Source organism: Marinococcus sp. LNSP9103-4 (assembly GCF_056034345.1).
This window is the reverse complement of sequence record NZ_JBQLIA010000019.1, coordinates 18,097-40,919: the sequence shown is the minus strand read 5'-3', so window position 1 is coordinate 40,919 and position 22,823 is coordinate 18,097. Positions and strand designations below refer to the sequence as shown.

General features: G+C 41.2%; 23 protein-coding genes and 1 pseudogene. 4 read left to right on the top strand and 20 right to left on the bottom strand.

Annotation, left to right across the window (positions count from 1 at the left end; translation table 11 throughout):
* The first annotated feature begins 52 nt into the window (after positions 1-52).
* Together ACTRXG_RS12670 and ACTRXG_RS12665 are read left to right on the top strand one after the other, a co-directional pair.
* A complete protein-coding gene (locus ACTRXG_RS12670) occupies positions 53-319 on the top strand; it encodes an AbrB/MazE/SpoVT family DNA-binding domain-containing protein (protein ID WP_474263207.1) in 267 nt (88 codons plus the stop codon).
* A gap of 20 nt (positions 320-339) precedes the next feature.
* Entirely contained in the window at positions 340-759 is a 420-nt protein-coding gene (locus ACTRXG_RS12665; RefSeq protein WP_474285318.1) for a type II toxin-antitoxin system death-on-curing family toxin, read from the top strand.
* A gap of 1,237 nt (positions 760-1,996) precedes the next feature.
* On the opposite strand, the gene ACTRXG_RS12660 is transcribed toward ACTRXG_RS12665, so the two are convergent.
* The 14 genes from ACTRXG_RS12660 to ACTRXG_RS12595 all read right to left on the bottom strand — a co-directional run bounded on the left by ACTRXG_RS12660 (position 1,997) and on the right by ACTRXG_RS12595 (position 16,741).
* Positions 1,997-3,211 carry a CynX/NimT family MFS transporter gene (locus ACTRXG_RS12660; protein WP_474263211.1) on the bottom strand — a complete coding sequence of 405 codons (1,215 nt, stop codon included), beginning with the start codon at positions 3,209-3,211 and terminating at the stop codon, positions 1,997-1,999.
* Positions 3,212-3,399: 188 nt separating this feature from the next.
* Complete coding sequence (ald, locus tag ACTRXG_RS12655) at positions 3,400-4,542, bottom strand: alanine dehydrogenase (protein WP_474285317.1); 1,143 nt, start codon at positions 4,540-4,542, stop codon at positions 3,400-3,402.
* Positions 4,543-4,586: 44 nt separating this feature from the next.
* Positions 4,587-6,059: an alanine/glycine:cation symporter family protein gene (locus ACTRXG_RS12650; protein WP_474285339.1), complete on the bottom strand. Its 1,473-nt coding sequence runs from the start codon at positions 6,057-6,059 to the stop codon at positions 4,587-4,589.
* 121 nt (positions 6,060-6,180) lie between these two features.
* A complete protein-coding gene (locus ACTRXG_RS12645) occupies positions 6,181-6,855 on the bottom strand; it encodes an SDR family oxidoreductase (RefSeq protein ID WP_474285316.1) in 675 nt (224 codons plus the stop codon).
* Positions 6,856-6,919: 64 nt separating this feature from the next.
* Entirely contained in the window at positions 6,920-7,519 is a 600-nt protein-coding gene (locus ACTRXG_RS12640) for a short chain dehydrogenase (protein WP_474285315.1), read from the bottom strand.
* Between the two features lie 23 nt (positions 7,520-7,542).
* Positions 7,543-8,769, bottom strand: coding sequence for an NAD(P)/FAD-dependent oxidoreductase (locus ACTRXG_RS12635; RefSeq protein ID WP_474285314.1), 1,227 nt, complete (start codon positions 8,767-8,769; stop codon positions 7,543-7,545).
* Positions 8,769-9,089, bottom strand: a complete 321-nt coding sequence (locus ACTRXG_RS12630; protein ID WP_474285312.1) for a (2Fe-2S)-binding protein — start codon at positions 9,087-9,089, stop codon at positions 8,769-8,771. The genes ACTRXG_RS12635 and ACTRXG_RS12630 overlap by 1 nt, the downstream gene beginning before the upstream one ends.
* Positions 9,073-9,357, bottom strand: coding sequence for a (2Fe-2S)-binding protein (locus ACTRXG_RS12625; protein WP_474285311.1), 285 nt, complete (start codon positions 9,355-9,357; stop codon positions 9,073-9,075). The genes ACTRXG_RS12630 and ACTRXG_RS12625 overlap by 17 nt, the downstream gene beginning before the upstream one ends.
* Before the next feature lie 17 nt (positions 9,358-9,374).
* Entirely contained in the window at positions 9,375-10,157 is a 783-nt protein-coding gene (locus ACTRXG_RS12620) for an aspartate/glutamate racemase family protein (protein ID WP_474285309.1), read from the bottom strand.
* A gap of 76 nt (positions 10,158-10,233) precedes the next feature.
* The gene (gene dapA / locus ACTRXG_RS12615; RefSeq protein WP_474285308.1) at positions 10,234-11,130 is read right to left on the bottom strand and encodes a 4-hydroxy-tetrahydrodipicolinate synthase; all 897 of its coding nucleotides are present in this window, start codon (positions 11,128-11,130) and stop codon (positions 10,234-10,236) included.
* 21 nt (positions 11,131-11,151) lie between these two features.
* Positions 11,152-12,336: an NAD(P)/FAD-dependent oxidoreductase gene (locus ACTRXG_RS12610; protein ID WP_474285307.1), complete on the bottom strand. Its 1,185-nt coding sequence runs from the start codon at positions 12,334-12,336 to the stop codon at positions 11,152-11,154.
* Positions 12,337-12,358: 22 nt separating this feature from the next.
* Positions 12,359-13,873, bottom strand: coding sequence for an aldehyde dehydrogenase family protein (locus tag ACTRXG_RS12605; RefSeq protein ID WP_474285306.1), 1,515 nt, complete (start codon positions 13,871-13,873; stop codon positions 12,359-12,361).
* A gap of 28 nt (positions 13,874-13,901) precedes the next feature.
* Positions 13,902-15,254: an aminotransferase gene (locus ACTRXG_RS12600; RefSeq protein WP_474285304.1), complete on the bottom strand. Its 1,353-nt coding sequence runs from the start codon at positions 15,252-15,254 to the stop codon at positions 13,902-13,904.
* A gap of 29 nt (positions 15,255-15,283) precedes the next feature.
* Positions 15,284-16,741: a CoA-acylating methylmalonate-semialdehyde dehydrogenase gene (locus ACTRXG_RS12595; protein WP_474285303.1), complete on the bottom strand. Its 1,458-nt coding sequence runs from the start codon at positions 16,739-16,741 to the stop codon at positions 15,284-15,286.
* 220 nt (positions 16,742-16,961) lie between these two features.
* On the opposite strand from ACTRXG_RS12595, the gene ACTRXG_RS12590 reads away from it, so the two are divergent.
* Both ACTRXG_RS12590 and ACTRXG_RS12585 read left to right on the top strand, forming a co-directional pair.
* Positions 16,962-17,837: a LysR family transcriptional regulator gene (locus ACTRXG_RS12590; RefSeq protein ID WP_474285302.1), complete on the top strand. Its 876-nt coding sequence runs from the start codon at positions 16,962-16,964 to the stop codon at positions 17,835-17,837.
* A gap of 219 nt (positions 17,838-18,056) precedes the next feature.
* Positions 18,057-18,716, top strand: a complete 660-nt coding sequence (locus ACTRXG_RS12585; RefSeq protein WP_474285301.1) for a YczE/YyaS/YitT family protein — start codon at positions 18,057-18,059, stop codon at positions 18,714-18,716.
* A gap of 226 nt (positions 18,717-18,942) precedes the next feature.
* On the opposite strand, the pseudogene ACTRXG_RS12580 reads toward ACTRXG_RS12585, so the two are convergent.
* The 6 genes and pseudogenes from ACTRXG_RS12580 to ACTRXG_RS12555 all read right to left on the bottom strand — a co-directional run.
* Positions 18,943-19,074: pseudogene (locus ACTRXG_RS12580) on the bottom strand (IS256 family transposase); the annotation flags it as partial.
* A gap of 185 nt (positions 19,075-19,259) precedes the next feature.
* Positions 19,260-19,529: a type II toxin-antitoxin system RelE family toxin gene (locus tag ACTRXG_RS12575; protein ID WP_474285299.1), complete on the bottom strand. Its 270-nt coding sequence runs from the start codon at positions 19,527-19,529 to the stop codon at positions 19,260-19,262.
* The gene (gene relB, locus ACTRXG_RS12570) at positions 19,526-19,753 is read right to left on the bottom strand and encodes a type II toxin-antitoxin system RelB family antitoxin (RefSeq protein ID WP_474285298.1); all 228 of its coding nucleotides are present in this window, start codon (positions 19,751-19,753) and stop codon (positions 19,526-19,528) included. Before relB ends, ACTRXG_RS12575 begins: the two co-directional genes overlap by 4 nt.
* Positions 19,754-20,220: 467 nt before the next feature.
* Positions 20,221-20,976 carry a hypothetical protein gene (locus tag ACTRXG_RS12565; RefSeq protein ID WP_474285297.1) on the bottom strand — a complete coding sequence of 252 codons (756 nt, stop codon included), beginning with the start codon at positions 20,974-20,976 and terminating at the stop codon, positions 20,221-20,223.
* Positions 20,976-21,890 (bottom strand): ABC transporter ATP-binding protein, encoded by a 915-nt coding sequence (locus ACTRXG_RS12560; RefSeq protein ID WP_474285295.1) that lies wholly within the window; start codon positions 21,888-21,890, stop codon positions 20,976-20,978. The genes ACTRXG_RS12565 and ACTRXG_RS12560 overlap by 1 nt, the downstream gene beginning before the upstream one ends.
* Positions 21,883-22,653 (bottom strand): MerR family transcriptional regulator, encoded by a 771-nt coding sequence (locus tag ACTRXG_RS12555; protein WP_474285294.1) that lies wholly within the window; start codon positions 22,651-22,653, stop codon positions 21,883-21,885. Before ACTRXG_RS12555 ends, ACTRXG_RS12560 begins: the two co-directional genes overlap by 8 nt.
* Positions 22,654-22,823: the final 170 nt, after the last annotated feature.

Genomic DNA, 22,823 nt, shown 5'->3' with positions numbered 1-22,823 from the left:
TTGAGAAATGGTAAACAGAGAACCTTTTTGAATAAGAAAGGAGACGTCTAAGATGACGCAGGCAGAGAAAAGATACACCCGCCGATTGAACCAATCAGGAAATAGTCTTTCAGCTGGAATCCCTAAAGCGATTGCTGATCGACTGGAGTTAGCTAAAGGCGATGAACTTAATGTCTATTATAATGAAGAAACTGGGGAAATTATTATGAAAAAAGTGAATCATTCCTTACCGAAAGGCGTACGCCCAGACGTGTTACAAGCAATGAATCGCGCCGTCGATAAATATGACGACGCACTTCGTAACTTAAAAAACAGGTGATGGCTTGGGGGCATTAATTTATGGAGGTATTTTACTTTTCCGAAAAAGAAATTCTCTTCATTCATTATACTATTATGGAAATATATAACGACAGTGATCAAGCAGGAGTTAAGCAATACGAAAGCTTCCAAACGATGTTGCATCGTCCAAAAACAGAGCTATACGGCGAAGAAATGTACCCTTCCATTCCAGAGAAAGCTTGCTGCTATTATCATTCCATTGCACGAGGTGGTTATATTTTTCGAAACGGGAATAAACGGACTGCTTTAACGGTTTTCGATTCCTTTTTAACTCTTAATGAATACAAACTCACACTTAATTCCCAGGAAGCAGAAGATTTCACTGTTTATTTAGCATATGATGACAAATTCAAAGAAAATGATTGTATTCAGTATATAATAGAAGAAATAGGGGAGTATATTCAGCCATCAGAACAATAATTATTGAATCATAGATTGTATTTTGATGCTTTTCACTGCTTTTATTAAATTTTTTGTGCCGAGAATCGCTCTGTGTTGCATTTAGATATAGATTGACGGGGCGTTGTCTTATCAAATGCAAATCTCGCTACTTGATATTCGGCCCTTTTAAAAGCTTTTAAAATTATTGGAGAATCTATATTCTTCAATAATTATTTACGTTTATGTTTATGTTTACGTAAATAATTAAATAACTAATGTTATTTAAACTAATATAAACAGAGAAAATATGGTTTTCATTGCTAATTAAACCCTAGTATAATAGTGTTTATCGCCTGTTCACCTTCTGGCGAAATTTGTGTCAGAAGGGAGGTGATGAGCATGATATTTGAACTTTTATTGATGCATTTTCTGTTTCCTTTCGCGTCTACGGTGTTAGGAATCGTATTTGCGGATGTGTTGCTTAAGCGAATACGCAAAAAATGCAAGAACAGGCGATAATAGCAACAGAAAAAGCGCTCAGATGGTGTCGACATCTGAGCGCTTTCTTTTGGTGATGAGAATGATATTGAACTTTTATATGATTAGTTTATCATAATAGTTGAAAAAGTGTAAAGACTGAGAATCAAAAGAACCAAATTAAAATAATGTGCATCTCTGAAAACACTTTTTATTTTGTCTCAAAACACGAAGATTACTTAACATATTGAGATAAAAGCCATTAACTTCCGATAACATATCTTATGTTAACTATAAATTATAACCTTTAAACTTGATCATTCCATCTTTCTTATTATTGCCCCATTTTATATTCTAGGGTTTGCCTCAGAACTCTCAAAGGTTACTCAATAGATAAAAATTCTTCTGAGAAGATTAGATTAGATTAGATTAGATTAAATAGCTGTCGAAAAACCAACTGAATAAGGATCACAATTTCACATTTGTCTTTATACTCCCTAGACGGATTATGCTCTCTTACCTCACTAAAACAAACAATATTAGAATTTATTTAAATATATTTTATGTTTACTTAAACGTAAACATAAAATTAAACATTTTTTTGGTATTTTTCGATACGGGAATTAAAAGACTTCCTAATGCTGTTATTCGATCGGCATTAGGAAGTCTTTAGACCGAAAAATGCTGGCAACAGGCCTGCGGGTGAAAAAGAAAAGGCACGGAAAATGTGCTGGCCAATTTACTGTCGGCCAGCACATTTTCCGGTTCTTAAAGTATCTAGATTTGTTAACTTCCCATATTACTCATAAGCTATTTTAGTATCTTTTCCTGCAATTAATCCTGCTGCCGCAATACCTAATGAAATCAGTAGCAAAATATTTAAAGGCGCATTCCAGCTTTCAAAAATATCTGCTACCAATCCTAAAGCGATCGGCCCGGTGGCAGCGATTAAATACCCAAAAGACTGAGCCATACCTGATAAATTCGCAGATTCACTGGCAGTATTTGTCCGCAGCACAAAAAACATCATTGCCAGACTGAAAGTCGTCCCAGCAGCAATTCCAGCGATTACGAGAAAAAGAGGAATGTACGCATCATTCAAAAATCGGATACCAAAAATGCCTATGAAAAATATTAGACCTGCGGAAAAAGCATACACCCTTTGGTCTTTCACTTTATCTGCCACAATAGGAGCAATAAAAGTAGTTGGAATCAAGCCTACTTGGTAAAGAGCAACCAGCCACCCCGCCTCCGTTTCTGAATATCCTTTTGATATTAAAATATCGGGCAGCCAGGTGAATAAACTATATGGAATAAAGGACTGTAACCCCATAAACAGGGTCACTCCCCAGGCTGTTTTTGACCTTAAAACTCCGCTTTTATTTCGCTCCTCCACTTTTCCAGGCTTCAACCGGTTTAAAGACATGACCGGTAACCTTAGGAGCAACACAATCACGGCTACCGCAGAAATCATGCTCCAAATTTGCAAAGATTCTCTCCATGAAATAAACCCTATATCCGTGAAAGGAACAGCAATGCCCGCGGCTAAAGCCCCGAAAACGTTCATACAGACCGAATAAATGCCTGTCATGAAACCGATCCTGTAAGGAAAGCTTAATTTAATAAGCCCCGGCATTAACACATTGCCTACGGCGATAGCAGCACCGGTAAGCAATGTACCTAAAAGCAGCAACGGAATCCCGGCCACAGATCTCATTACAATGCTGATAGTAAGTAAAATCATTGCAAATAATAGCGTTTTCTCCATGCCAAACTTACGGGCGATCCCCGGGATGAAAGGAGAAAAAAGCCCAAAGGCTATTAGTGGCAGTGTATTAATTGTGCCGATTAACGCATTGGGAGCCGTTAAGTCTTCCCGTATAAAGGGAATGAGCGGTCCGACAGATGTAATGGGAGATCTCAAAGTTGAAGCAATAAGCAGGACGACCATAATAAGTAAGAAAGTAAAGTATTTTTCTTTTCTCCGGGTCATTTTTATCTGATTTGTTTTCATAGTAATCCCCTTTAAAAATTAGCAGTTAATTCAACGATAAGCACAACATTGTATATTATAACTACATTTTTAAAGAAATGCAGACATGAGCTTTTATTTTTCTATTTTATCTCAAGGAAAATCAGGAGCCTTCTTTATATTCAAAGAAGGCTCCTGATTTTAAATGGCTGTATCCTAAAAGCTAAACATTAAACTTTTGCTTGTTGTACCTCTTTGTCTTGCAGTTCTTCATATACATCAGCATAAGGAAAATTATGAGCCACAGCTACTCCTTCTATCGTGATTTTTCCCCGGATCGTGTTAATGCCTTTCATTAAGACAGTATTCTCTCGTGCTGCGTCTTCTACGCCTTTTGAGGCTATTTGCAAACCAAACTGAGTAGTAACATTGGTTAAAGCTATCGTAGAGGTACGGGCTACAGCCCCCGGCATGTTTGCTACGGCGTAGTGCACCACCCCGTGCCGGACATAAGTTGGGTTTTCATGGGTAGTAATCCGGTCAATGGTTTCAATGGATCCACCCTGGTCAATCGCTACGTCCACGATAACCGATCCTTCTCCCATATTTTTAACCATTTCATCTGTGACAATTTGCGGAGCTTTTGAACCCGGCACCAGAACTGCTCCAACGAGTAAGTCAGCTTTCCGAACAGCTTGTTCTACACTTAAAGGGTTGGATACGACTGTATTGATCTGGCCCTGAAATTGGTTATCAATCGCCCGTAGACGTTCTGCGCTGATATCCAGCAAGGTTACATTAGCTCCGAATCCCAAAGCAATTTTTGCCGCGTTCGTTCCTACCACCCCTCCGCCTATGATAACCACTTCTCCGCTCGGCACTCCAGGTACTCCGCCCAGTAAAATGCCTTTTCCACCTTTGTTTTTCTCTAGAAACTCCGCTCCTACCTGGGTGGCCATCCGACCCGCAATTTCACTCATCGGCGTTAATAATGGCAACGTATGGTCCGACGATTGAATCGTTTCATAAGCAACTGCCGTTACGTTATTATCCAGTAAAGCTTTTGTAAGTGAAGGCTCTGCGGCCAAGTGAAGATACGTGTACAAAATAAGATTTTCTTTAAAATACTGGTACTCTTCTTTCACCGGTTCCTTTACTTTGATGACCATATCTACGTTCCAGGCTTCTTCGGCCCCAGCCACCATAACAGCCCCCGCATTAATATACTCTTCGTCAGGAAAGCCGCTTTCTGTTCCTGCGTTTCGTTCTACAAAAACCTGGTGGCCCGCTTGTTTATATACGGTTACGTTATTTGGAGTAAGGGCCACGCGATGTTCATTATTTTTTACTTCTTTAGGTACTCCGATACGCATAGAATTCCTCCTCGTTTCTGTTAAAATCCTTACTTTTTAAATTTTTACTTCGCTTTTTTCTTCTCTTCCAAGCTATCGTAATCATAATCCCGTTCCCAAAAGTCTGCGTTTTTGATTCCTAACTTTTCAGGATCAAATACAGGATCCATACCGGCTTTCTTTTGTTCGTTGTAATCTTTTAAGGCTTCTAATGCCGGACGGTACATAAACAACAATGCAATAAGGTTGAGATAGGCCATACTTCCAAGTCCAATATCACCTAGCGTCCACGCAGTACTTGTAGCTACGACAGAGCCTGTGAAAACGAAAACCAATATTAAAAGCTTCAACAGAACGTTAGCCTTTGCGCCTTTGTCTTTCCATCCTTGAGCAATATACGTTAAGCTCGTTTCAGATTTGTAGTAGTAAGAAAGCATTGTGGTAAAGCAGAAGAAGAACAAAGCAATTGCCAGGAACACGTAACCAAATCCAGGAAGTACAGAATCTACAGCCAGTTGGGTGTAAACGGGGCCTGCTTCAGTATCTGGAACATTTTCAGCTAATGTAGGACCACTTCCCGGCTGCACATTAAACATCCCGGTGATAAGGATCATAAATGCTGTCATAGAGCAGATAATCCAAGTATCGAAATACACAGCAAGCGCCTGCACAAGTCCTTGTTTAGCAGGGTGTGAAACCTCTGCGGCACCGCCTTCAAAGGTTTCGCCACCAGAGCCGGCAGCGTTGGAGAAAAAGCCCCGCTGAACGCCCCATGCGATCGCCGCACCGGCAATACCGCCGAATGTAGCCTGGGCACCGAAAGCACTTGAAACAATCAATGAAAAAACTGCAGGAATGGCGTCGAAATTAGCAATTATGACAATTAAACCCACAATGATATATCCAATTGCCATAAACGGAACCAGGAACTCTGCTGTTCTTGCAATTCGTTTTACTCCGCCAAAAATGACTAAAGCCAGCATCAATACAATGATAATACCTACGATTTCTGTGTTAATACCAAAAGCAGAAGATGCAGATACTGCGATAGTATTTGATTGAATGTTCATGAGAAAGAATCCTTTAGCGCAAATAGCCAAAACCGCATATACTAAGGCATATTTTTTGAGTCCCAGTCCTTTTTCAATATAATAAGGAGGCCCGCCGCGATACTGACCGTTAATTTTGCTCTTATAAATTTGAGCTAAGGTTACCTCAATAAAAGATGTCGCAGAACCAAAAAAAGCCATTAACCACATCCAAAAGACCGCTCCGGGTCCTCCTAAAGCGATTGCTGTAGCAACGCCGGCAATATTGCCTGTGCCCACCCGGCTGCCGAGCGACAAAGAAATTGCCTGAAAAGAAGATACCCCGCTCGCTGAAGAGCCTCCACGCATTAAGTGATAAAACATGTCTTTAATATGCGTGACCTGAACGAACCTTGTCATGATAGTGAAAAATAAACCAATTGCTAGAAAACAATATATAAAGTATTGATTCCATACCCATCCACTTATCATGTTTAAGAAATTTTCCATCATTGTATGCCCCCATCAATCCAGCAAGGATTGAAATAATTTAGTATGGCATCATGTGATTAAATACTCCTACCCTCTCTACCTTATAAAGCGGTCTTCTCTCTTTTTTACAATCATATTGCTAGTAATGTGTCATTGTTAATTCTTCTGTATGAAAATTCCGAACATTGACAATACTATCTATTATCTGTTCTGCTAATGCTTCAGGCGGCGTATACTTTTTCACTTTGTCTTCTTCTATCTCTGTATGTTTCCATAGATTCGTTTTCATATTTCCCATAAAAGCTGAGGTGAAGAAAACGTTCTCGTCTTCCTTGTATTCTTCTCCCAATGCTTCGGTAAACCCACGCAAACCGAACTTACTTGCACCATATACAGATTCGTCTTTCTTTGCCATAAGACCTGAGTTTGAAACGATATTGACCACCCGGATTTTCTTGTTTTCATATAACTGCAGTAGTTCTTTTGTACAGAAAATACTTCCTTTTAAATTAATATCAATCATATTATTAATTTCGTGCTCTGTTAATGATATTAGCGGATGGAAAACGCCCACTGCTGCGTTATTAATCCAACAGTCAATTTTTCCAAGATCGTCTAAAATCTCTTGTATCGTCTGACGAACTTCTTGAACATTTGCGATATTTACCATATGCAGGGAGTAAGAACCTTCGCTCGACGAAGCGGTCTCCTGGAGTTTTTCTTTCGTTCTTCCTAAAAGACAAACGTGGTAGCCTGCTTGCAGAAACTGCTGGCTTAAAGCTCTCCCAAGACCGCTTCCTGCACCAGTAATCACTATTACATTTTTAATATGCAGGCCACCTCCATCTTAAGGTTATTTTGGAGCTTCCTTCTTTTACTTAATAGACTTCATAGCTTTGGCCGGTTTGTTTTCCGTAGATACTTTTTCGAAATGCTAAACCAATGTCCCTCGCTTCTCTTGGCTTGAATCCTTGAAACAGCGGTCCGTATTTTTCTTTTGATTCAATGACCATAGTAGGACTGACGGAGTTAATTCGTATTTCTCTCGGCAGTTCAATGGCTGAAGATTTCACAAAGGCCCGGACTCCGCCATTAGCCATTGCTGATGAAGCTCCTTTTACAATCGGGTCATCCATTAAAACTCCAGTTGTTAAAGTAATACTGCCCTGGTCATTTAAATAATTTAAACCGAGAAGAACTAAATTGACCTGACCCAAAAGCTTACTGTTAACCGCTACAAGGTTTTCTTCCGGAGTCATTTCTTCTACTAAGCCAAAGTGCGCTCCTCCAGCCGTGCAGGCTATTGCATCGAGGGGCCCGGTCTCCTGGAACATGTTTTTAATGCTTTCTTCAGAAGTAATATCAACCTGAATATCTCCCTCCGAACGGTTAGCGCGGATAATCTCTGTATCAGGCTCAAGTTCCCGCTGTACTGCTTTTCCCAACGTTCCATTTGCTCCTACTAAAAGAACTTTCATACTTCCACTCCAATGTTTGAATTTTATATTTGAGCTATTTTGTTGTTTTCGTGATGAATGTCTGTTTCCTGGTACATCTTGTCTCTGGCTTCTGCAATGCCAGGTTGGAATTGAATTAATGCTTCTTCTCTTGTTTTTCTTACTTCCTCTATTGCCTGCTCTAATTCTTTTTGGAATGAGCCGTTCAATTGCTGGACTTTTGAAGCAATGGTTAATCCTGCTACTTTGCCCTGGGCCATTGCCACCTTCGCACTCTCTATCCCAGTAATATTTCCAGCTGCAAAAAGGTTAGGTACCGTTGTCTGCATTTTTTCATCATGAACCGGAATATGGCCTCCGAGTTCTTTAGCGTAACGGAAATCACAACCAACAATAGCAGCAAGCTCTGCCATAGGGGTTAAACCACCGGCGATACAGACAAAGTCTGCTTTTGTGATTTTTTCGGTATTAGGTTTTATTCGACCATTTTTGTCGACCTGAGCTGTTTTAACGCCCTCTGCTTCTTCTATGCCGGTAATTTCGACCGCAGCTTTTTTTATACGGATAGGTATGCCGAACATTTTAATTCCTTTGTTGGGATAAAATTTTACCGCCAGCTCTGGAGGCACCTTCTGTCCTAATTTCCCTAGCTGCCTGAGTAAAGCGTTCGGTGCCAGGTGAGTTAATTTCATCAATGACGCCAGCACTTTAACCGGGTGCCCTGATTCCTGATTCACCATTTCCGTTTTTGGAATAATGATTTCTTTGACCTCAATTCCACACATCTTTAATTCATTCGCTATAGCCATCGATAAAACATTCGCACCGATTACGACACAGGAGTTGCCGGGCTTCACCCGATGCACATTGCCCATCACCTGGGCGGCCCCGATGGACATGACTCCCGGTTTCGTCCATCCTTGTATTGGAACTGGGCTTTCCGACGCCCCGGTGGCTAAAAGAAGATGCTCGCTTTTTATTATTCCGGTGGTCGTGTATATTTGCCACCCGAAATATTCTTTACTTATATCATAGACAGATACTTCACATTTCACTTCCACTTCTAAACGTAAAGCTTCATTATACAATTGATTGCTTTCTTTAATTCCGTTCCACCATTCTCCGTCCGGTTCCTGGTGAAGCTGCCCGAGCAGCCGGCCGCCGGCTCTTGGGAATTCATCAACAATTTTGACAGAAAGACCTTTCTTGGCTGCTTCAATAGCAGCTTTCAGACCGGCAGGTCCTGCTCCGACAATTAAAAGATTTAACATTAGTCTGTCTCACCCTTTGCAAAATCTGTTAATGAATAAATCTCCATGTTGTCTTTCACGGGAGTGAGGCATGCCCGCACTACTTTGCTGTCGTCAAGTCGGACACGGCATTCAAAACAGTGGCCAATATTGCAGTAAATGCCTTTATTTTTCCCGCTTACTTCATGCTTTCGAATCGTTCTCACGCCTTGAGCCATCATCGCCGAAGCGATGGTGTCTCCTTGGAAAGCTTCGTAAGGCTTATCATTAAAGTAGATAGTGACAGCTTCCATGTTATCTAAGTCTTCCAATACAGGGTGACGCTTAATCCTTGTCTCCATCGTTTCCGCCTCCCAACTGTCCAAAAGTTACTGGCCGAACTGGAGCACGATAACTAAGCTGACTGTTATCTTCGGGGGCCTGGCCGTTGATTGTTCTTACAATTTCCTCTACCATCGGCCTGCATGTTCTTCCACCGCAATACCCCATAGCAGCTCTGGTCCGTAACTTAATCTCTCTAGGAGAACATTGAAATTCCTGCACCGTTTCAGTAATCGTATTCAGCGACACTTCTTCGCACCGGCAAATAATAACGTCTTCCTCCTGCATGCTGGGTTGCCTCCTTTTTACATAAAACCGCTGTATGGCTTTTGTGCTGTCGCCTTATGCGCCCATTCGATCATTGTAATAAAATCAAAGACCGGAAGGCCGATTGACTGCTGGATGTGAACCGCATACGGAGGTAAATCACTGCATTCCAGTAAAATTGCCCCGATCGATGGGTGCTCTTCTATCAACTGCTGAGCCGCATCTACCACTTCCTGCCGCACAACATTGTTGTCAAAACTGCCTCGGCTTTCTACAATAGCTGAAAATTCTGACATAGTGCTCAAGTCTTTCACTTTCAGCCTGGTGGGATCCACGATGCCACAGCTTTGAAGCAGGGAGTCTGTCAGGCCGTTGCTGTCAGCAGTTAAAACACCAATATCCTGACTGGATTTTATACCTACCTGGATCCAAGGCGCCTGCACCATGCTCGACATGAACACGGGGATATCTACAGCTTCAGCAACCTCCTTTTGATAATTGCCGAAAAATCCGCATGCTCCGCAGACAACTTTTGCTCCTTCGTCTTCCAACTGCCGGGCGGCAGCAATGACATCTTCGACTAGTGTCGGGTCCCCCCGGTGAATACGTTCCTGGGTGCAATTAGGAACGACTTTCATCACGACTGGGAAATCATACGTAGACAAATTGGCCACGTTTCCTGGAACAGTGGGATACCAGCAATCATCCAAAAATAAAATGCCTACGGAAAAACCTGAAACGTAATGACCTTTTTTCATATGAATAACAGAATCGGAATTTTCATTCACATAGCCGTAGCGGGGTCTTTGATTTTTAATCAAATTCTCACTTCCCATTCTCTCTTGGAAAATTTTAAGGAAAGAGCGCTGCTTGTTAAGAAGCGCTCTTCAACCTTTTTTATACCGTCTTTACTTCGTATCCTAATTCAGCCAAGGTGTCTGCCATTTTACTTTTCAATTCTTCGGAGGCCGGCACCAGTGGTTTTCTAACGGAGCCGCCCTTAATACCGAGAATGTCTAAGCCGGCTTTGACAGGACCCGGTACCGGCTCTGCTTCTACGTAATCGTAAAGAGGCAGCAGTTTTTGATTGATTGCCAACGCGCCTTTAGTATCTTCTTTCATAAACAGGCTATACATTTCTACAATTTCTTTTGGAACCAAGTTATGCACAATACCAGTCGCACCATCCCCGCCTGCAGCCAAGGTCGGCAAGATAAGGTGTTCAAATCCAGTTAAAACCGCGAAATCCTCCTGATCCTTTGTGAGAGCGATAACTTTGCACGTATGCTCCTGATCGGTCGTATTTTTCACCCCGACAACACCATCAATCTTACTTATTTCTGCAATCAGTTCTGGGGAAAGCTCCACGCTTGTAGCATCCGGGTAATGATAAATCACAATTCCTATATCTGACGCTTCAGCGATCTCTTTAAAATAGTCAATGATTCCCTGTTCACTAGTTTTCAGGTAATACGGGTTAATGACCAGAGCGCAGTCAGCTCCAATATCACCTGCGTATTTCGTTAATTCAATAGTCTCTTCCGTCCGGTGAGCGCTTGTTCCAGCCATAATTGGTACTTTTCCGTTAGCGGATTTAACTGCGGCTTCCAATACAGACTTTCGCTCATCCATCGACATTAAAGAGTACTCTCCTGTACTTCCTCCAGCAAGCAGGCAATGCACGCCTCCCTCAATTAAATGATTGATGAGCTTATCATATGCCTGAAAATCAATGTTTCCTCCCTCGTCCATCGGTGTTGGCATAGCTGGGATCATTCCTGTAGGTTTAAACATTGCAATTCCTCCTAGGATTTATTAAGTTGCCGCTGATTCTTTGTAGCGGGAAAAATTTAATCGTTCAATGTTGAAATCTGTTTCCTTTTCCAATACCAGCTGGGCCATCATCTTCCCTGTGATTGGTGCCATGCTGATGCCATCTCCTTCGTGCCCGCTCGCTATATAGTAGCCGGGCACCTCCTCTACTTCCGAAACAATAGGAAGATGATCCACGACCCATGGTCGGACCCCCGCATAGGAACGAATACAGCTTACGTCTTTAAGACCCGGTAAAAAACGCAAAGCCCGTTCGGCAATCCCCTGCATTACTTCGTTTTCCGAACTGATATCATAGCCTTTAAACGCACGGTGTCCTCCAAGCAGAAAATTTTCTGCTTCTGTCGGTTCAATCGTAAAAGCGATATTGTTATCCTTGACCCGGTCGCTCACATTTCTAGAATAATTAATATCTTCAAATTTGGAGAGCATGTATCCAAATTCGTGTACTTTTTGGTGAACAATCTTTTCTGTCTTTTCCGATACCAGAATCATGCCTTTACGCGGCCGGATGGGTATATCGATGCCCACCATGTCGCCTAACTTCGCTGCCCAAACACCAGCGCAATTGATTGCTTTTTGGGTGTAAATTTTCGATTCACTGGTAATTACCGCCTCCACCTTGCCATCAGGGCCCTGCTGAATATCTTTCACTTCTTGGTTTGCAAATAGTTCCAGTCCGTATTTTTTAGCCTCTTCTACAAATGCGTAACAGACAAGATACGGGTTCATCGTGGAATCGACTTGAGTCCAAATGCCGCCCGCCAGATCCCTAGCAAGGTGAGGTTCGATATCAAAAAGTTCGTGTGAATCCACCGTTTTCATTTCATAACCGGCTGCTGTTTGTTCATTGACGTAAGCCCGGGCAATTTCCATTTCTTGATCTGTTTCACAAACATACAGGCTGCCTCTGGAGGAAAATTCAAAGTCAAACGACAATTCCTTTGCTAATTGTTTGTAAAGCTGAATGCTTTTAAAGCCCATCTCTGTATCAATCCCGGGCTTTTTATCACAAATCAGGGCGACGGCATCACACCGGCTTGATGTTCCTGAAGCAACATCGCCTTTATCAATCAGAGCTACCTTGAACCCTTCTTTTGACAAGTAATAAGCCACGCTGCAACCTATAATTCCTGCCCCCATTACCACAATATCGAAATTTGGCATAACATGCCTCCTACTGCTTGTCTTAACCTTTATAAAAACCGGAAGGCTTTACTTCCAACGCAGTGTTAATTTGTTTTTTGCATAAATATTCTTCAAAGCCAAACGTTCCCAGATCCCCACCAATCCCACTCTGCTTATAGCCACTCCAAGGCGCTTCATTGAACGTAGGATGATACGTATTAATCCAGGTAATACCAGCCTGGAATTTCTTCACTACCCGCTGTGCCTTTGCCCCGTCATTGGTAAACACGGCTGCTGCTAAGCCAAATTCGGTCCCATTTGCTAAAGCGATAGCTTCGTCTTCTGTTTCAAATGTTTGAATCACTAACACAGGACCAAAAATTTCTTCCTGCACAATGCGCATATCCGGAGTAGTATTGGTAAAAATCGTTGGTGCTACGTAATTGCCTTGTTTATGCACGCCTTCTTGCAATTGATGGCCCCCACATAGTAAGGTGGCTCCTTCATTCAAACCAACTTGAATATAATCAAGGACCCATTCTAGTTGTTGTTTTGAAATTATAGGCCCCATTTCTGTTTGTTCTTCCCAACCCGGGCCGACGGTAATTTTCTCAGCACGTGCTACTAATTCCTGAACAAATTCTTCATAAATGCTTTTTTCCAGTATTAACCTCGATCCAGCCGAGCATATCTGGCCGGCCCCGGCGAAAATGCCGAGCAGTGCATAATCGACGGCCGTCTCGAAATCAGCATCTGCAAATACTACGTTAGGTGACTTTCCGCCTAATTCCAGACCAATTCTTTTTAATGAATCTGCAGCATTTTTCATAATTCTCTTTCCAGTTCCTGTACTCCCCGTAAAAGATATTCTGTTCACGTCTGGGTGATTGGCCATACGTTCACCTACCACCGATCCCTCTCCGAGAACTAAATTGGCAGTTCCATTCGGCAAACCGACTTCGTCTATAACTTCAAACAAGCGGATTAATGTCAACGGCGTTTTTTTATCGGGTTTTACGACAACGGTACAACCTGCCGCGAGGGCCGCTGACATTTTTTGTGTAGCCATAACCAGGGGGAAATTCCACGGGGCAATTTGCGCTACTACCCCTACTGGTTCACGAACTACCATAGCCTGAATTTCATCTGGTACTTCATACGTTTGGCCGTGCGGCTTTGTAGCCAAACCAGCATAATATTCAAATTGATTAATCGCATCTTCAACATCGACCATAGAATCTTCAAAGATTTTTCCGTTGTTTAACGTTTCAAGCATGGCAAACTCTTCTTTGCGTTCTTTCACCTTGTTGGCGATCTGTAGTAAATAGTCGGCTCTTGTTCTTGCATATGTGGTTTTCCACTCTTCTTCAAAAGCTTTTTTTGCAGCCGCTACTGCGATATCCACCTCTTCTGTACTTCCTTCTGTTACGGTTGCTATTAACTCGTTGGTAGCTGGGTTAAATACTTCTCTGTGTTCATTTGTCGAGCTCTCAATCCATTTTCCATCGATATACATTTTCTGCACGGATGTACTGGCCTTTAAAACCTTTTCAAAATCCTGATATAAAACTTCCATCTTTATAACTCCTTTACGGCAAATAATTTTAAGAATCGAATTGATAACGGAAAACTTCTTTTAACGTCTGGACGATAAACTCATAATCTTCTTCAGAAATACTTAACGGAGGCGACAATTGCACGACATTGTTATAATCTTCCACCGTGTCTCCATTTTTTCCGACCAACAGCCCCTTTTGTTTGCACAAACCTACAATGTTTGAGACTTGAGCATTATCAAGCGGTGCTTTTGTCGCTTTATCTTCTACCAGTTCAATGCCTATTAAAAGCCCTTTGCCGCGGACATTTCCTACAACGGAGTATTCTTCAAGTTCCTTCAAATCATGAAGGAGTCTTTCTCCCAGTTTTTCTGATTGCGAAAACAAATTCTCGCGCTCCATGATTTCTAAATTTGTTAATGCCACCGCGCAGGAAGCCGGGCTTCCTCCATAGGTGTTCACATGCCGGAAGCGATCATAGGCGTCTTCCCCAGCAAACTGTTCAAAGATCTCTCTTTTCACCGCTGTCGCTGAAAGCGGCATATATGCGCTTGTAATTCCTTTGGCCATCGTGATAATATCCGGCTGCACATCGTAGTTCATAAATCCGAACGGCTTACCTGTCCTGCCGAATCCGCAGATGACCTCGTCTGCAATCAAAAGGGCTCCGCGTTCTCTGCAAATCTCTTGTAAACGCTTCATATAGCCCTGGGGAGGCATTAATACGCCTCCGCCGGTAATGATCGGCTCCATGATGACTGCTGCTATCGTCTGTTCTAATTCCCACTTCATCGTTTCATTGATGGCTTCTGCGCTTTGAAGAGTATCTTCATCTTCCGGGTGACGATAAACGTCCGGCGGCGCTACATGTAGAAACCCTGGAGTTAAGGGTTCGTATTTGTGCTTTCGCTGCGCCTGTCCAGTGGCTGCCAGAGCTGCCATTGTGTTGCCGTGATACGAACGGTACCGTGAAATGAATTTGTATCTGCTTTCCTCTCCGCGCTGCTGATGATACTGTCTCGCAATCTTAAAAGCTGTTTCATTGGCCTCTGATCCACTATTGGAAAAGAAAAATACATAATCACCGTCTAAATAATCATTAAGCTTTTCTGCTAATTGAATAGATGGCTCATGTCCATGCGACAGTGGGAAAAATGATAATTTTGTTAATTGATCGTAGGCAGTCTGCGCCATTTCTTCGCGACCGTAGCCGATGTTTACGCACCATAATCCTGACATTCCGTCTAAATACTGGTTTCCATCAATATCTGTCACCCAGGAGCCCTTGGCTTTATCAATAATCATGGAGGAAGGCGTAGCAGACGCGCCTTTCATGGCATGCCATACATACTGATGGTCTTTCGCTTTCAATTCTTCACTGGTTTTATTTTCCGACTGCATATAGATCCCGCCTTATTCAATCAATATCGTTAATAACGAGCAGTAAGCATTTTCTTTCTGGTATAAAACTCTACGCCGTCTTTTCCATTTGCGTGAAGGTCTCCATAAAACGACTTTTTATAGCCGGAAAATGGGAAAAATGCCATCGGCGCCGGAACGCCTAAATTAATGCCGAGCATGCCCGCATCGATTTCTTCCCGAAACTCTCGAATTGCTTTGGCACTGTCTGTATATAAACACGCACCGTTAGCAAATTCTGACTGATTCGTCACCTCTACAGCTTCTTCTAGCGTTTCCACTCGGATGACCGAAAGTACCGGGGCAAATATTTCATCCTGCCAGATGCTCATATCGGTCGACACGTGATCAAATATGGTGGCTCCTACGTAATAGCCGTTTTCTTCGACCACATCTTCTCTACCATCCCTGACCAGTACCGCTCCTTGTTTTTCTCCGGTTTGAATGTATGAGGTAGCCCGCTCCTGTTGTTCTTTTCGTATCACCGGTCCTAGAAAGACGTTTGTATCCGCCCCGTTACCGATCACAATTTCGTCTGCTTTTTGTTTGAGGTTATGGACTAACTGTTCTCCAACTTCTCCTACCGCTACTACAACAGAAGCTGCCATACAGCGTTGACCCGCTGACCCGAAGGCCGCTCCAACAATATTGTTGACCGCGTTTTCCATATCTGCATCCGGCATAACAATGCTGTGATTTTTGGCCCCGGCCAAAGCCTGAACTCTTTTTCCATGTGCTGCAGCTTCGGTGTAAACGTATTCCGCTACCGGTTGTGAGCCCACAAACGAAATCGCTTCTATTCCTTTATTTTCGAGCAAGCCGTTTACTACGTCTTTTGCGCCGTTTACTACATTTAGGACACCGCCCGGCAGGCCAGCATCTTTGAACAATTCTGCCAATCTGGCAGCCAACACCGGCGTATGCTCAGAAGGCTTTAGAACAAAAGTATTGCCACACGCGATCGCTAACGGGAACATCCAACAGGGCACCATCATCGGAAAATTGAACGGGGTAATACCGGCCACCACGCCAATCGGGTACCGATACATTCCTGATTCGATGCCCGTCGCAATATCGGGCAACTGTTCTCCTTTCATTAGCGACGGGGCTCCGGCAGCAAATTCAACACATTCGATCCCCCGCTGAACTTCTCCAAGCGCTTCCGTATGGTTTTTGCCGTTTTCCCTCGTGATGATTTCAGCCAACTCTTCTCGATGCTTCATTAACAACTGCTGATATTCAAATAGAATCCGGGCTCGTTTGGGCACTGCTACTTTTTTCCAAATTTTATAAGCTTTTCTGGCAGCTTCGACTGCCTCCTGAACATCTTGCTTGTTGGAAAGAGCTACGTCAGCTATCGCCTCATTGGTCGATGGATCTTTTACGGCCTCATAGGAAGCAGAAAGTGGGTCGACCCATTCGCCGTTAATAAAGTTTTTAATGGTTTTGCCTGGAGCGCTCATAATCATCAGAAAACCTCCACCTATCTATTGACTTTTTTTCAGTATAGTCTGACAATTATCATTAGTGAAATGAAATTTTTAAATATTAAATATGAAATAAACTCATGCTTGGGGAAACATGCATTGTGTAAGCGTTTTCTTATTTACTCTGATAAAGTCTTTGCCTAAAATTTTTTAACGCTTTCACGTTTTTTTATTCTAAATTAGAACGAAAAGAGGCGACTCAATGACAATTCAAAGATATGAAGTTTTAAATAAGGTGGTTCAGTTCGGAAACATTACCAATGCCGGCGCAGCTCTCGGGATCAGCCAGTCTGGGGTCAGCCACGCATTAAAAAGTCTTGAAGACGAACTCGGCTTTCCTCTGCTTACCCGGAATAAACTCGGTCTTCAACTAACAAGAGAGGGAGAAAAAATCTACTATCATAGCCTTCGGGTTGTTCAGGAACATAACCATTTACTGCAGGAGGCAGGCAATTTAGCAGGCTTGGAAAAAGGTACGATAAAAGTTGGTTCATTTGCCAGTGTGACTACGCACTGGATGCCTGCTATTTTAAAATATTTTTCGGAACACTATCCTGGCATCTGTATTGAAATATATGAAAATGATTATTCAAGCCTCGAGCAGGCAGTAAGTACTGGGGAGCTTGATTGCTGTTTTACTACCCCAGTTAACCTTAAAAACATTCAGTTTAAAGCCATTACCCAAGAGCAGCTGTATTGTATTGTTTCGAAGCAACACCCTTTAGCTAATAAGCATACGATTAGCGTAAAAGAGCTTGAAGAGTATGAACTTATCAAACCCAAAAGAGGTTGGGATAGTGAGTTGGCCGATTTTTTCCGCCATTATCATGTCAAGCCGGCGGTTAAGTATGAAGTTTCTGACGATCAATCTATTCTTGCGCTGGTGAGTGAAAATATTGGCATTAACGTCCGCCCTGAGCTGGTGCTGAAGAATGCTTCTGATCATATTCATAGGCTGACGTTTAAAGAAGACGCCTACCGGATTATCGGTATAGGAACTCCCCGCCATCTTTCCCCTGCTACTTCTGTTTTTATAGAAGTAGTAGTTGAGTTATTTAGTACTATGAATAAGGTTTAACAGTGTTGTCTTTTTCACGAAAACATTGATTTGATAAGGTTGTTATCCGTTGCTGATTACTAGATGAAAAATCTTCATGTTGAATATGTCAATTTTTCATTTTACTCAGAATATTCGTTCATTTAAACTGTTGAAACAGAGGCTTAATCCCTTTTCGGCCTATACCAAAAACGTACAAAAATAGCTTCAGTAAAAAACATCGTATCTCTGGAGGTTATAATGAAAAGGACATCTGTAAACATGATGTGGTTTATTTGTTCGATTACTTTAAATGCTCTAGGGAATAGTTTTATGATTACAGCTAATTTAGGGAGCGCCCCATGGGCTGCCGCCGGCGAAAATCTTGCTTCCGTTTCCCCCTGGTCCATCGGGGTCTGTATTATTTTTTTAAACCTTTGTTCCTTTTTGCTTAGTTATTTGATGAAAATCCAGTTTACCCTGGCCATGATTATTCAAAGTATCGCTCTTGCATTTGTTTTTGGAATATTTATCGACTTATTTATGTACCTTCATCACATAATTTATATCCCTGAAAATCCGGGCTCACGCTTCGGATACTTATTCATTGGACTCAATTTTGTGGCTGTTGCTGTCTGTATTTATTTTCAATCAAGTTCTGTTTATTTACCTTCCGACTATCTGCTAAAAGCATTTGGAAAAATGATGAACAATTATACGGTGGGAACGATACTTTGTACGGCTATTCCCGTTTCTATCAGTTTCGCTATTATACTTTCTCAGAGCAAAGTAATTGGTTTAGGAATAGGCACTATAGCGTTTATGTTCGGCATTGGTTTTTTGATTGACCGTTATAATCGGTGGATCGTTATTCCTTCCACTTCGAACAAAAGGCCTCTTCAGTATGAAAATGAACTTTAACCTAGCCCATAGATAGAAATACTTACGGACATTCATTAAACTACTCCCAGTTCAAGAATTTTTTTATTAGGTAACGCTAAATCCCGGGGACTCTTAAATGTATAAGAGTTCCCGGGATTTTTTGGATTAATAAACAGTTACAATTTATAACTTTTTCAACTTAAAAGATCCGAGGGACCGTCAATAATTTTGTGTAAACGGCTTTCCTTTTCCAGCCGTAAAGTTGACCCTGCCATTGAAACACGTCTTCCAATTGATGTTGAGCCTGGGCGAACCCCAAATGGAAGCGGGTGGAAAACTTTTAGTTATAGGCGTCAAAACGGCTAACCAAAAACCGTTCAATGGACGCTTCATTCGGAGAACCCGCACTTCTGATAATAAGCCAGCTTACCAATGCTGAAATTCCTTATCTCAACACGGATATCTTGATATTGGTGCTCGGTAGCTTTGGCCAATATTCATTACATCATCTTTTTGCTCAACATAATGCACATTATCGGCAGTCCATGGCCACTTTTTGAGAAAAAAGCATCCTTCGCTGTTTTATTTATAAATATCACGGCGATGACCGATTTCTAAAATTAAAATGATAATCTTTTCATCATCGATGTGGGCTATAATTCGATGATCGCCTACGCGATATCGCCATTCTCCAGCTCTGTTTGCCGTTAATCCTTTTCCATGCGCTCGAGGGGTAGTCGTACCCACTAAGTTTTTATGAATCCAAGCCATAAGCATCCCCGCCTGATGCTTATCCATTTTTTTTAATGATTTTTGTGCTCTTTTTTCAAATCGTACTTCGTATTCGGTCATTTGTTTACGTCTAATTCCTTCATCATCTCATCGAAAGAAATATCGCTTGGATCCTCATGATGTTCTTGTAGGGCTTGATGATAAAGCTTCAAGTCAATATCATTTTCAATCTGCTCTAAAACGGACGAACGAAATAATTCGGATAGACTAACGTTATGGGCTTTAGCATATTCTTTAATTAATTTCTCTTCCTCCTCATTCATGCGTAACGAAATGGTAGACATGACGTCTCCCTCCTTTGTAATACATTGTAATACAAATGGGTGAAAAAATCAAATGAACAAATCTTTTTTCAATTGGTTATGTAAATTTTTGTATCGCTTTTATTATGGCACCTACCCCAATCGTTTTTAGATATTTTGGCAGGAAAAAAGCATGGATGTTGCCAGGGTTTTTGTGCGTGTCAAAACGTGTACCTTTTGCAACGTCTTGAACAAACCTTTCTATTAAAAGCTCTCTTTCCTAAAAGGATTCGAAGAGCTAATCGATCTTCTAAATTATTTATTATGATTGGCTCTTTAACGATTATTGGTAGAAGAGCTATTAATTCAATATATCGTTATTCCTCTTCCCAATAAAATCGGTATAGCCCTTTATTGGGAGAGCGTAAAATATTTTGCGTAACTGAAAAAATTAGCAGGGCTTTTTTGAAACTAAAGTTACCTGCCATTTTTTAATTCTATTTTTAATATCAATAATCAACTCTTTTAAACCTCCATAATCCTGCAAAACAAGAAATAATTATCCACGCCAGGAGAATAAGCGTTGCCCTTGTTAGTGATCCACTCGCTGAATTTATATCGATAAAAGCATGCAGGGAATTTTCAGGGAAAACTGGGAGTAGTAGATCAGAAATATCTGCAGGGAACATTTTAATCAATGCGGGAAGAAACATGACACCTAATGCAAAAGTTGTTCCTCCTCCTGCTGAATGCATATAAAATGCTCCTGCAGCACTTAGTATGCTGTAGAATACAACCATCATGACAGAACCAATGATTTTCGTGATTATATTTTTATTAACAATCGGTGTCCCATCCATATTATTTGTAGATAAAACGAATTGATCCAAAAGTAAAAACATCGATAATAATATGATGCTAATAGTTATGGAAAGAATAGATATAAACGTAACTTTGGAAAGAAAATACTTCCTTCGGGCAGGGGTAATCGCCAAGTTTATGTGAACTGCTCCGGGTGACAGATCTTTAAAGATAAAAATACTTGTGAATAGGATCAGCATAATTGCCGCGACATCCATACCAAGGAGTGTGATATCTATAACTTCAGTAGAGGAAAGCTCTGTCAAACTTTTACCTTGTGTAATCCCAATGGTGAATAAAAAGATTGCTCCAATTAGGAGGCTTAATAATATTACAGCTACTAAAAAATATCTATGGTTTGGCAGGTAGAAGACTTTTTTAAAGTCTGCTTTAATGAGGTTCATTATTTATCTTCAACTCCTTGTGAAACATAATCTGCTTTCCCTTCGGTAATTTCTGTGAATAAATCCTCCAGGGAAGGCTTTACTTTTTGAAGTTCATACAGGATGATTCGGTAATCATGTGCCAACTCTCCAATCTGTTTTGCCTCTAAGTTGCGTACTTTGAGTCCTTCATTGTGCTGCTGAATTATTGCCTCTTTTTCCTGCATGACCTTTTTTAATTTTTCCATGTCATTTGCTTCAACATAAACATAGGAGCTTATGCTTTTTTGATTCATGTCCTCTATCGTCATATCTGCCAGCAATTTTCCCTGTCCAATGATAACAACCCGGTCAGCAACTGTCTGAATCTCAGTCATTAAGTGACTAGAAACAATTACGGCTTTCCCATTATCTGCAAGTCGCTTAAAAAGATGACGGAGCCATTTTATTCCGTCAACGTCCAGCCCATTAAAGGGCTCGTCAAAAATGATCGTATTCGGATTGCTGATTAGAGCAGTTGCAACACCTAGTCTCTGTTTCATCCCAAGGGAATAGGATTTCACCTTTTTATTTTGGACATTTTCCAGACCAGTAATTTTCAGCATTTCACTGACTCTTTCTGCGTCAATATTTGCCGCAGAAGCAATAATGGACAAATGCTTTTTAGCTGTGAGGTTTATATCCAATGCAGACGGCTCGATCAATGTCCCAACCTGTTTAATTGGTTCTGGAAAATCCCTGTATTTTTTCCCATCGACAAGCACTGTTCCATGAGTAGGTTTAACGAGAGAAATAATCATCTTCATTGTTGTTGATTTTCCCGATCCATTCGGGCCGAGAAATCCTGTAACGACTCCAGATTTAAGACTCAGACTTAAATGGTCAACGGCAGTGTCATTGCCATAAATTTTGGTCAGTTTTTCTAGTTTAATCACGTGTATCACCCTTTTTTAGATAATAGTTATATGCCTCCTTTATGAAATCCTTTGAAAAGTTATATAAGAACAGATCTTCCTTTGGCCATTTATCGCTTTCTTCCTTCCCCTTTTCAAACGCCATGATTGCGTCAGAATTTTCATCCGATATACTTTTTGTAAAATCATTCCATTTTCTACCAAATTGGAGTCTGGTCTGATCCTTCAGATGGATGTTATTAAGCTTATAAGAAGCTGCTTCTAGGACAAGCTGTTTCCAATGCCAGTAAATTTTAATGACTTCATTGTAATCACCGTATTTATCATCAAACAATTCTTTCGTTTTCTCATCGAATTCAATATTCGCGTAATCAAGAATCGTCTGCTTATTCAAGCCAAGTACAAGTTCCATGATGGGTTCCAGGTTCTGACCGGGATTCGTATCAATGGACGCGTTAACTGCCTCAATGATAGTAAGATTCGCTTTGATTTCCATTTCCTGCTGAAAGAGGATGTCTGCCTGATTTTTCAAAATTTGTTTGATATCAGTTGCTTCATCAAAATTTATCAGCCGATTTTTAATCTCTTTTAGCGGAAAGCCAAGACGTTTGTAAAATAAGATTTGCTGAAGTGTCATTAAATCTGTTTTGGAATAATACCGTAGGTTTTTCTTCTCATCTCTTTTCGCTTCAAGCAAATTAATTTTATCGTAATATTGAATAGTTCTAATGGTTACTTTAGACAATCTAGCCAATTCACCGACCGTATATAATTTTTCAGACATATTACTCTCACCTCTATATTGATTAAATCATATTACGTAACGTCATCTACAAGGGTTTTTTAAAAGATTTATTCTTACTGAATTGGAGCTTACATCCTGCATTCCCGGAATGTATAATGATGTTAAGAGCCTATAAAGGTAAGCGTCAAATAATCCTCACCTTTCAAATG

Excerpts from the sequence above, each read along its gene's own strand:
- ACTRXG_RS12670 (WP_474263207.1), top strand. The coding sequence starts at position 53 with ATGACGCAGGCAGAGAAAAGATACACCCGCCGATTGAACCAATCAGGA.
- ACTRXG_RS12665 (WP_474285318.1), top strand. The coding sequence starts at position 340 with ATGGAGGTATTTTACTTTTCCGAAAAAGAAATTCTCTTCATTCATTAT.
- ACTRXG_RS12660 (WP_474263211.1), bottom strand. The coding sequence starts at position 3,211 with ATGAAAACAAATCAGATAAAAATGACCCGGAGAAAAGAAAAATACTTT.
- ald (WP_474285317.1), bottom strand. The coding sequence starts at position 4,542 with ATGCGTATCGGAGTACCTAAAGAAGTAAAAAATAATGAACATCGCGTG.
- ACTRXG_RS12650 (WP_474285339.1), bottom strand. The coding sequence starts at position 6,059 with ATGGAAAATTTCTTAAACATGATAAGTGGATGGGTATGGAATCAATAC.
- ACTRXG_RS12640 (WP_474285315.1), bottom strand. The coding sequence starts at position 7,519 with ATGAAAGTTCTTTTAGTAGGAGCAAATGGAACGTTGGGAAAAGCAGTA.
- ACTRXG_RS12635 (WP_474285314.1), bottom strand. The coding sequence starts at position 8,769 with ATGTTAAATCTTTTAATTGTCGGAGCAGGACCTGCCGGTCTGAAAGCT.
- ACTRXG_RS12630 (WP_474285312.1), bottom strand. The coding sequence starts at position 9,089 with ATGGAGACAAGGATTAAGCGTCACCCTGTATTGGAAGACTTAGATAAC.
- ACTRXG_RS12625 (WP_474285311.1), bottom strand. The coding sequence starts at position 9,357 with ATGCAGGAGGAAGACGTTATTATTTGCCGGTGCGAAGAAGTGTCGCTG.
- dapA (WP_474285308.1), bottom strand. The coding sequence starts at position 11,130 with ATGTTTAAACCTACAGGAATGATCCCAGCTATGCCAACACCGATGGAC.
- ACTRXG_RS12610 (WP_474285307.1), bottom strand. The coding sequence starts at position 12,336 with ATGCCAAATTTCGATATTGTGGTAATGGGGGCAGGAATTATAGGTTGC.
- ACTRXG_RS12605 (WP_474285306.1), bottom strand. The coding sequence starts at position 13,873 with ATGGAAGTTTTATATCAGGATTTTGAAAAGGTTTTAAAGGCCAGTACA.
- ACTRXG_RS12600 (WP_474285304.1), bottom strand. The coding sequence starts at position 15,254 with ATGCAGTCGGAAAATAAAACCAGTGAAGAATTGAAAGCGAAAGACCAT.
- ACTRXG_RS12595 (WP_474285303.1), bottom strand. The coding sequence starts at position 16,741 with ATGATTATGAGCGCTCCAGGCAAAACCATTAAAAACTTTATTAACGGC.
- ACTRXG_RS12590 (WP_474285302.1), top strand. The coding sequence starts at position 16,962 with ATGACAATTCAAAGATATGAAGTTTTAAATAAGGTGGTTCAGTTCGGA.
- ACTRXG_RS12585 (WP_474285301.1), top strand. The coding sequence starts at position 18,057 with ATGAAAAGGACATCTGTAAACATGATGTGGTTTATTTGTTCGATTACT.
- ACTRXG_RS12575 (WP_474285299.1), bottom strand. The coding sequence starts at position 19,529 with ATGACCGAATACGAAGTACGATTTGAAAAAAGAGCACAAAAATCATTA.
- relB (WP_474285298.1), bottom strand. The coding sequence starts at position 19,753 with ATGTCTACCATTTCGTTACGCATGAATGAGGAGGAAGAGAAATTAATT.
- ACTRXG_RS12565 (WP_474285297.1), bottom strand. The coding sequence starts at position 20,976 with ATGAACCTCATTAAAGCAGACTTTAAAAAAGTCTTCTACCTGCCAAAC.
- ACTRXG_RS12555 (WP_474285294.1), bottom strand. The coding sequence starts at position 22,653 with ATGTCTGAAAAATTATATACGGTCGGTGAATTGGCTAGATTGTCTAAA.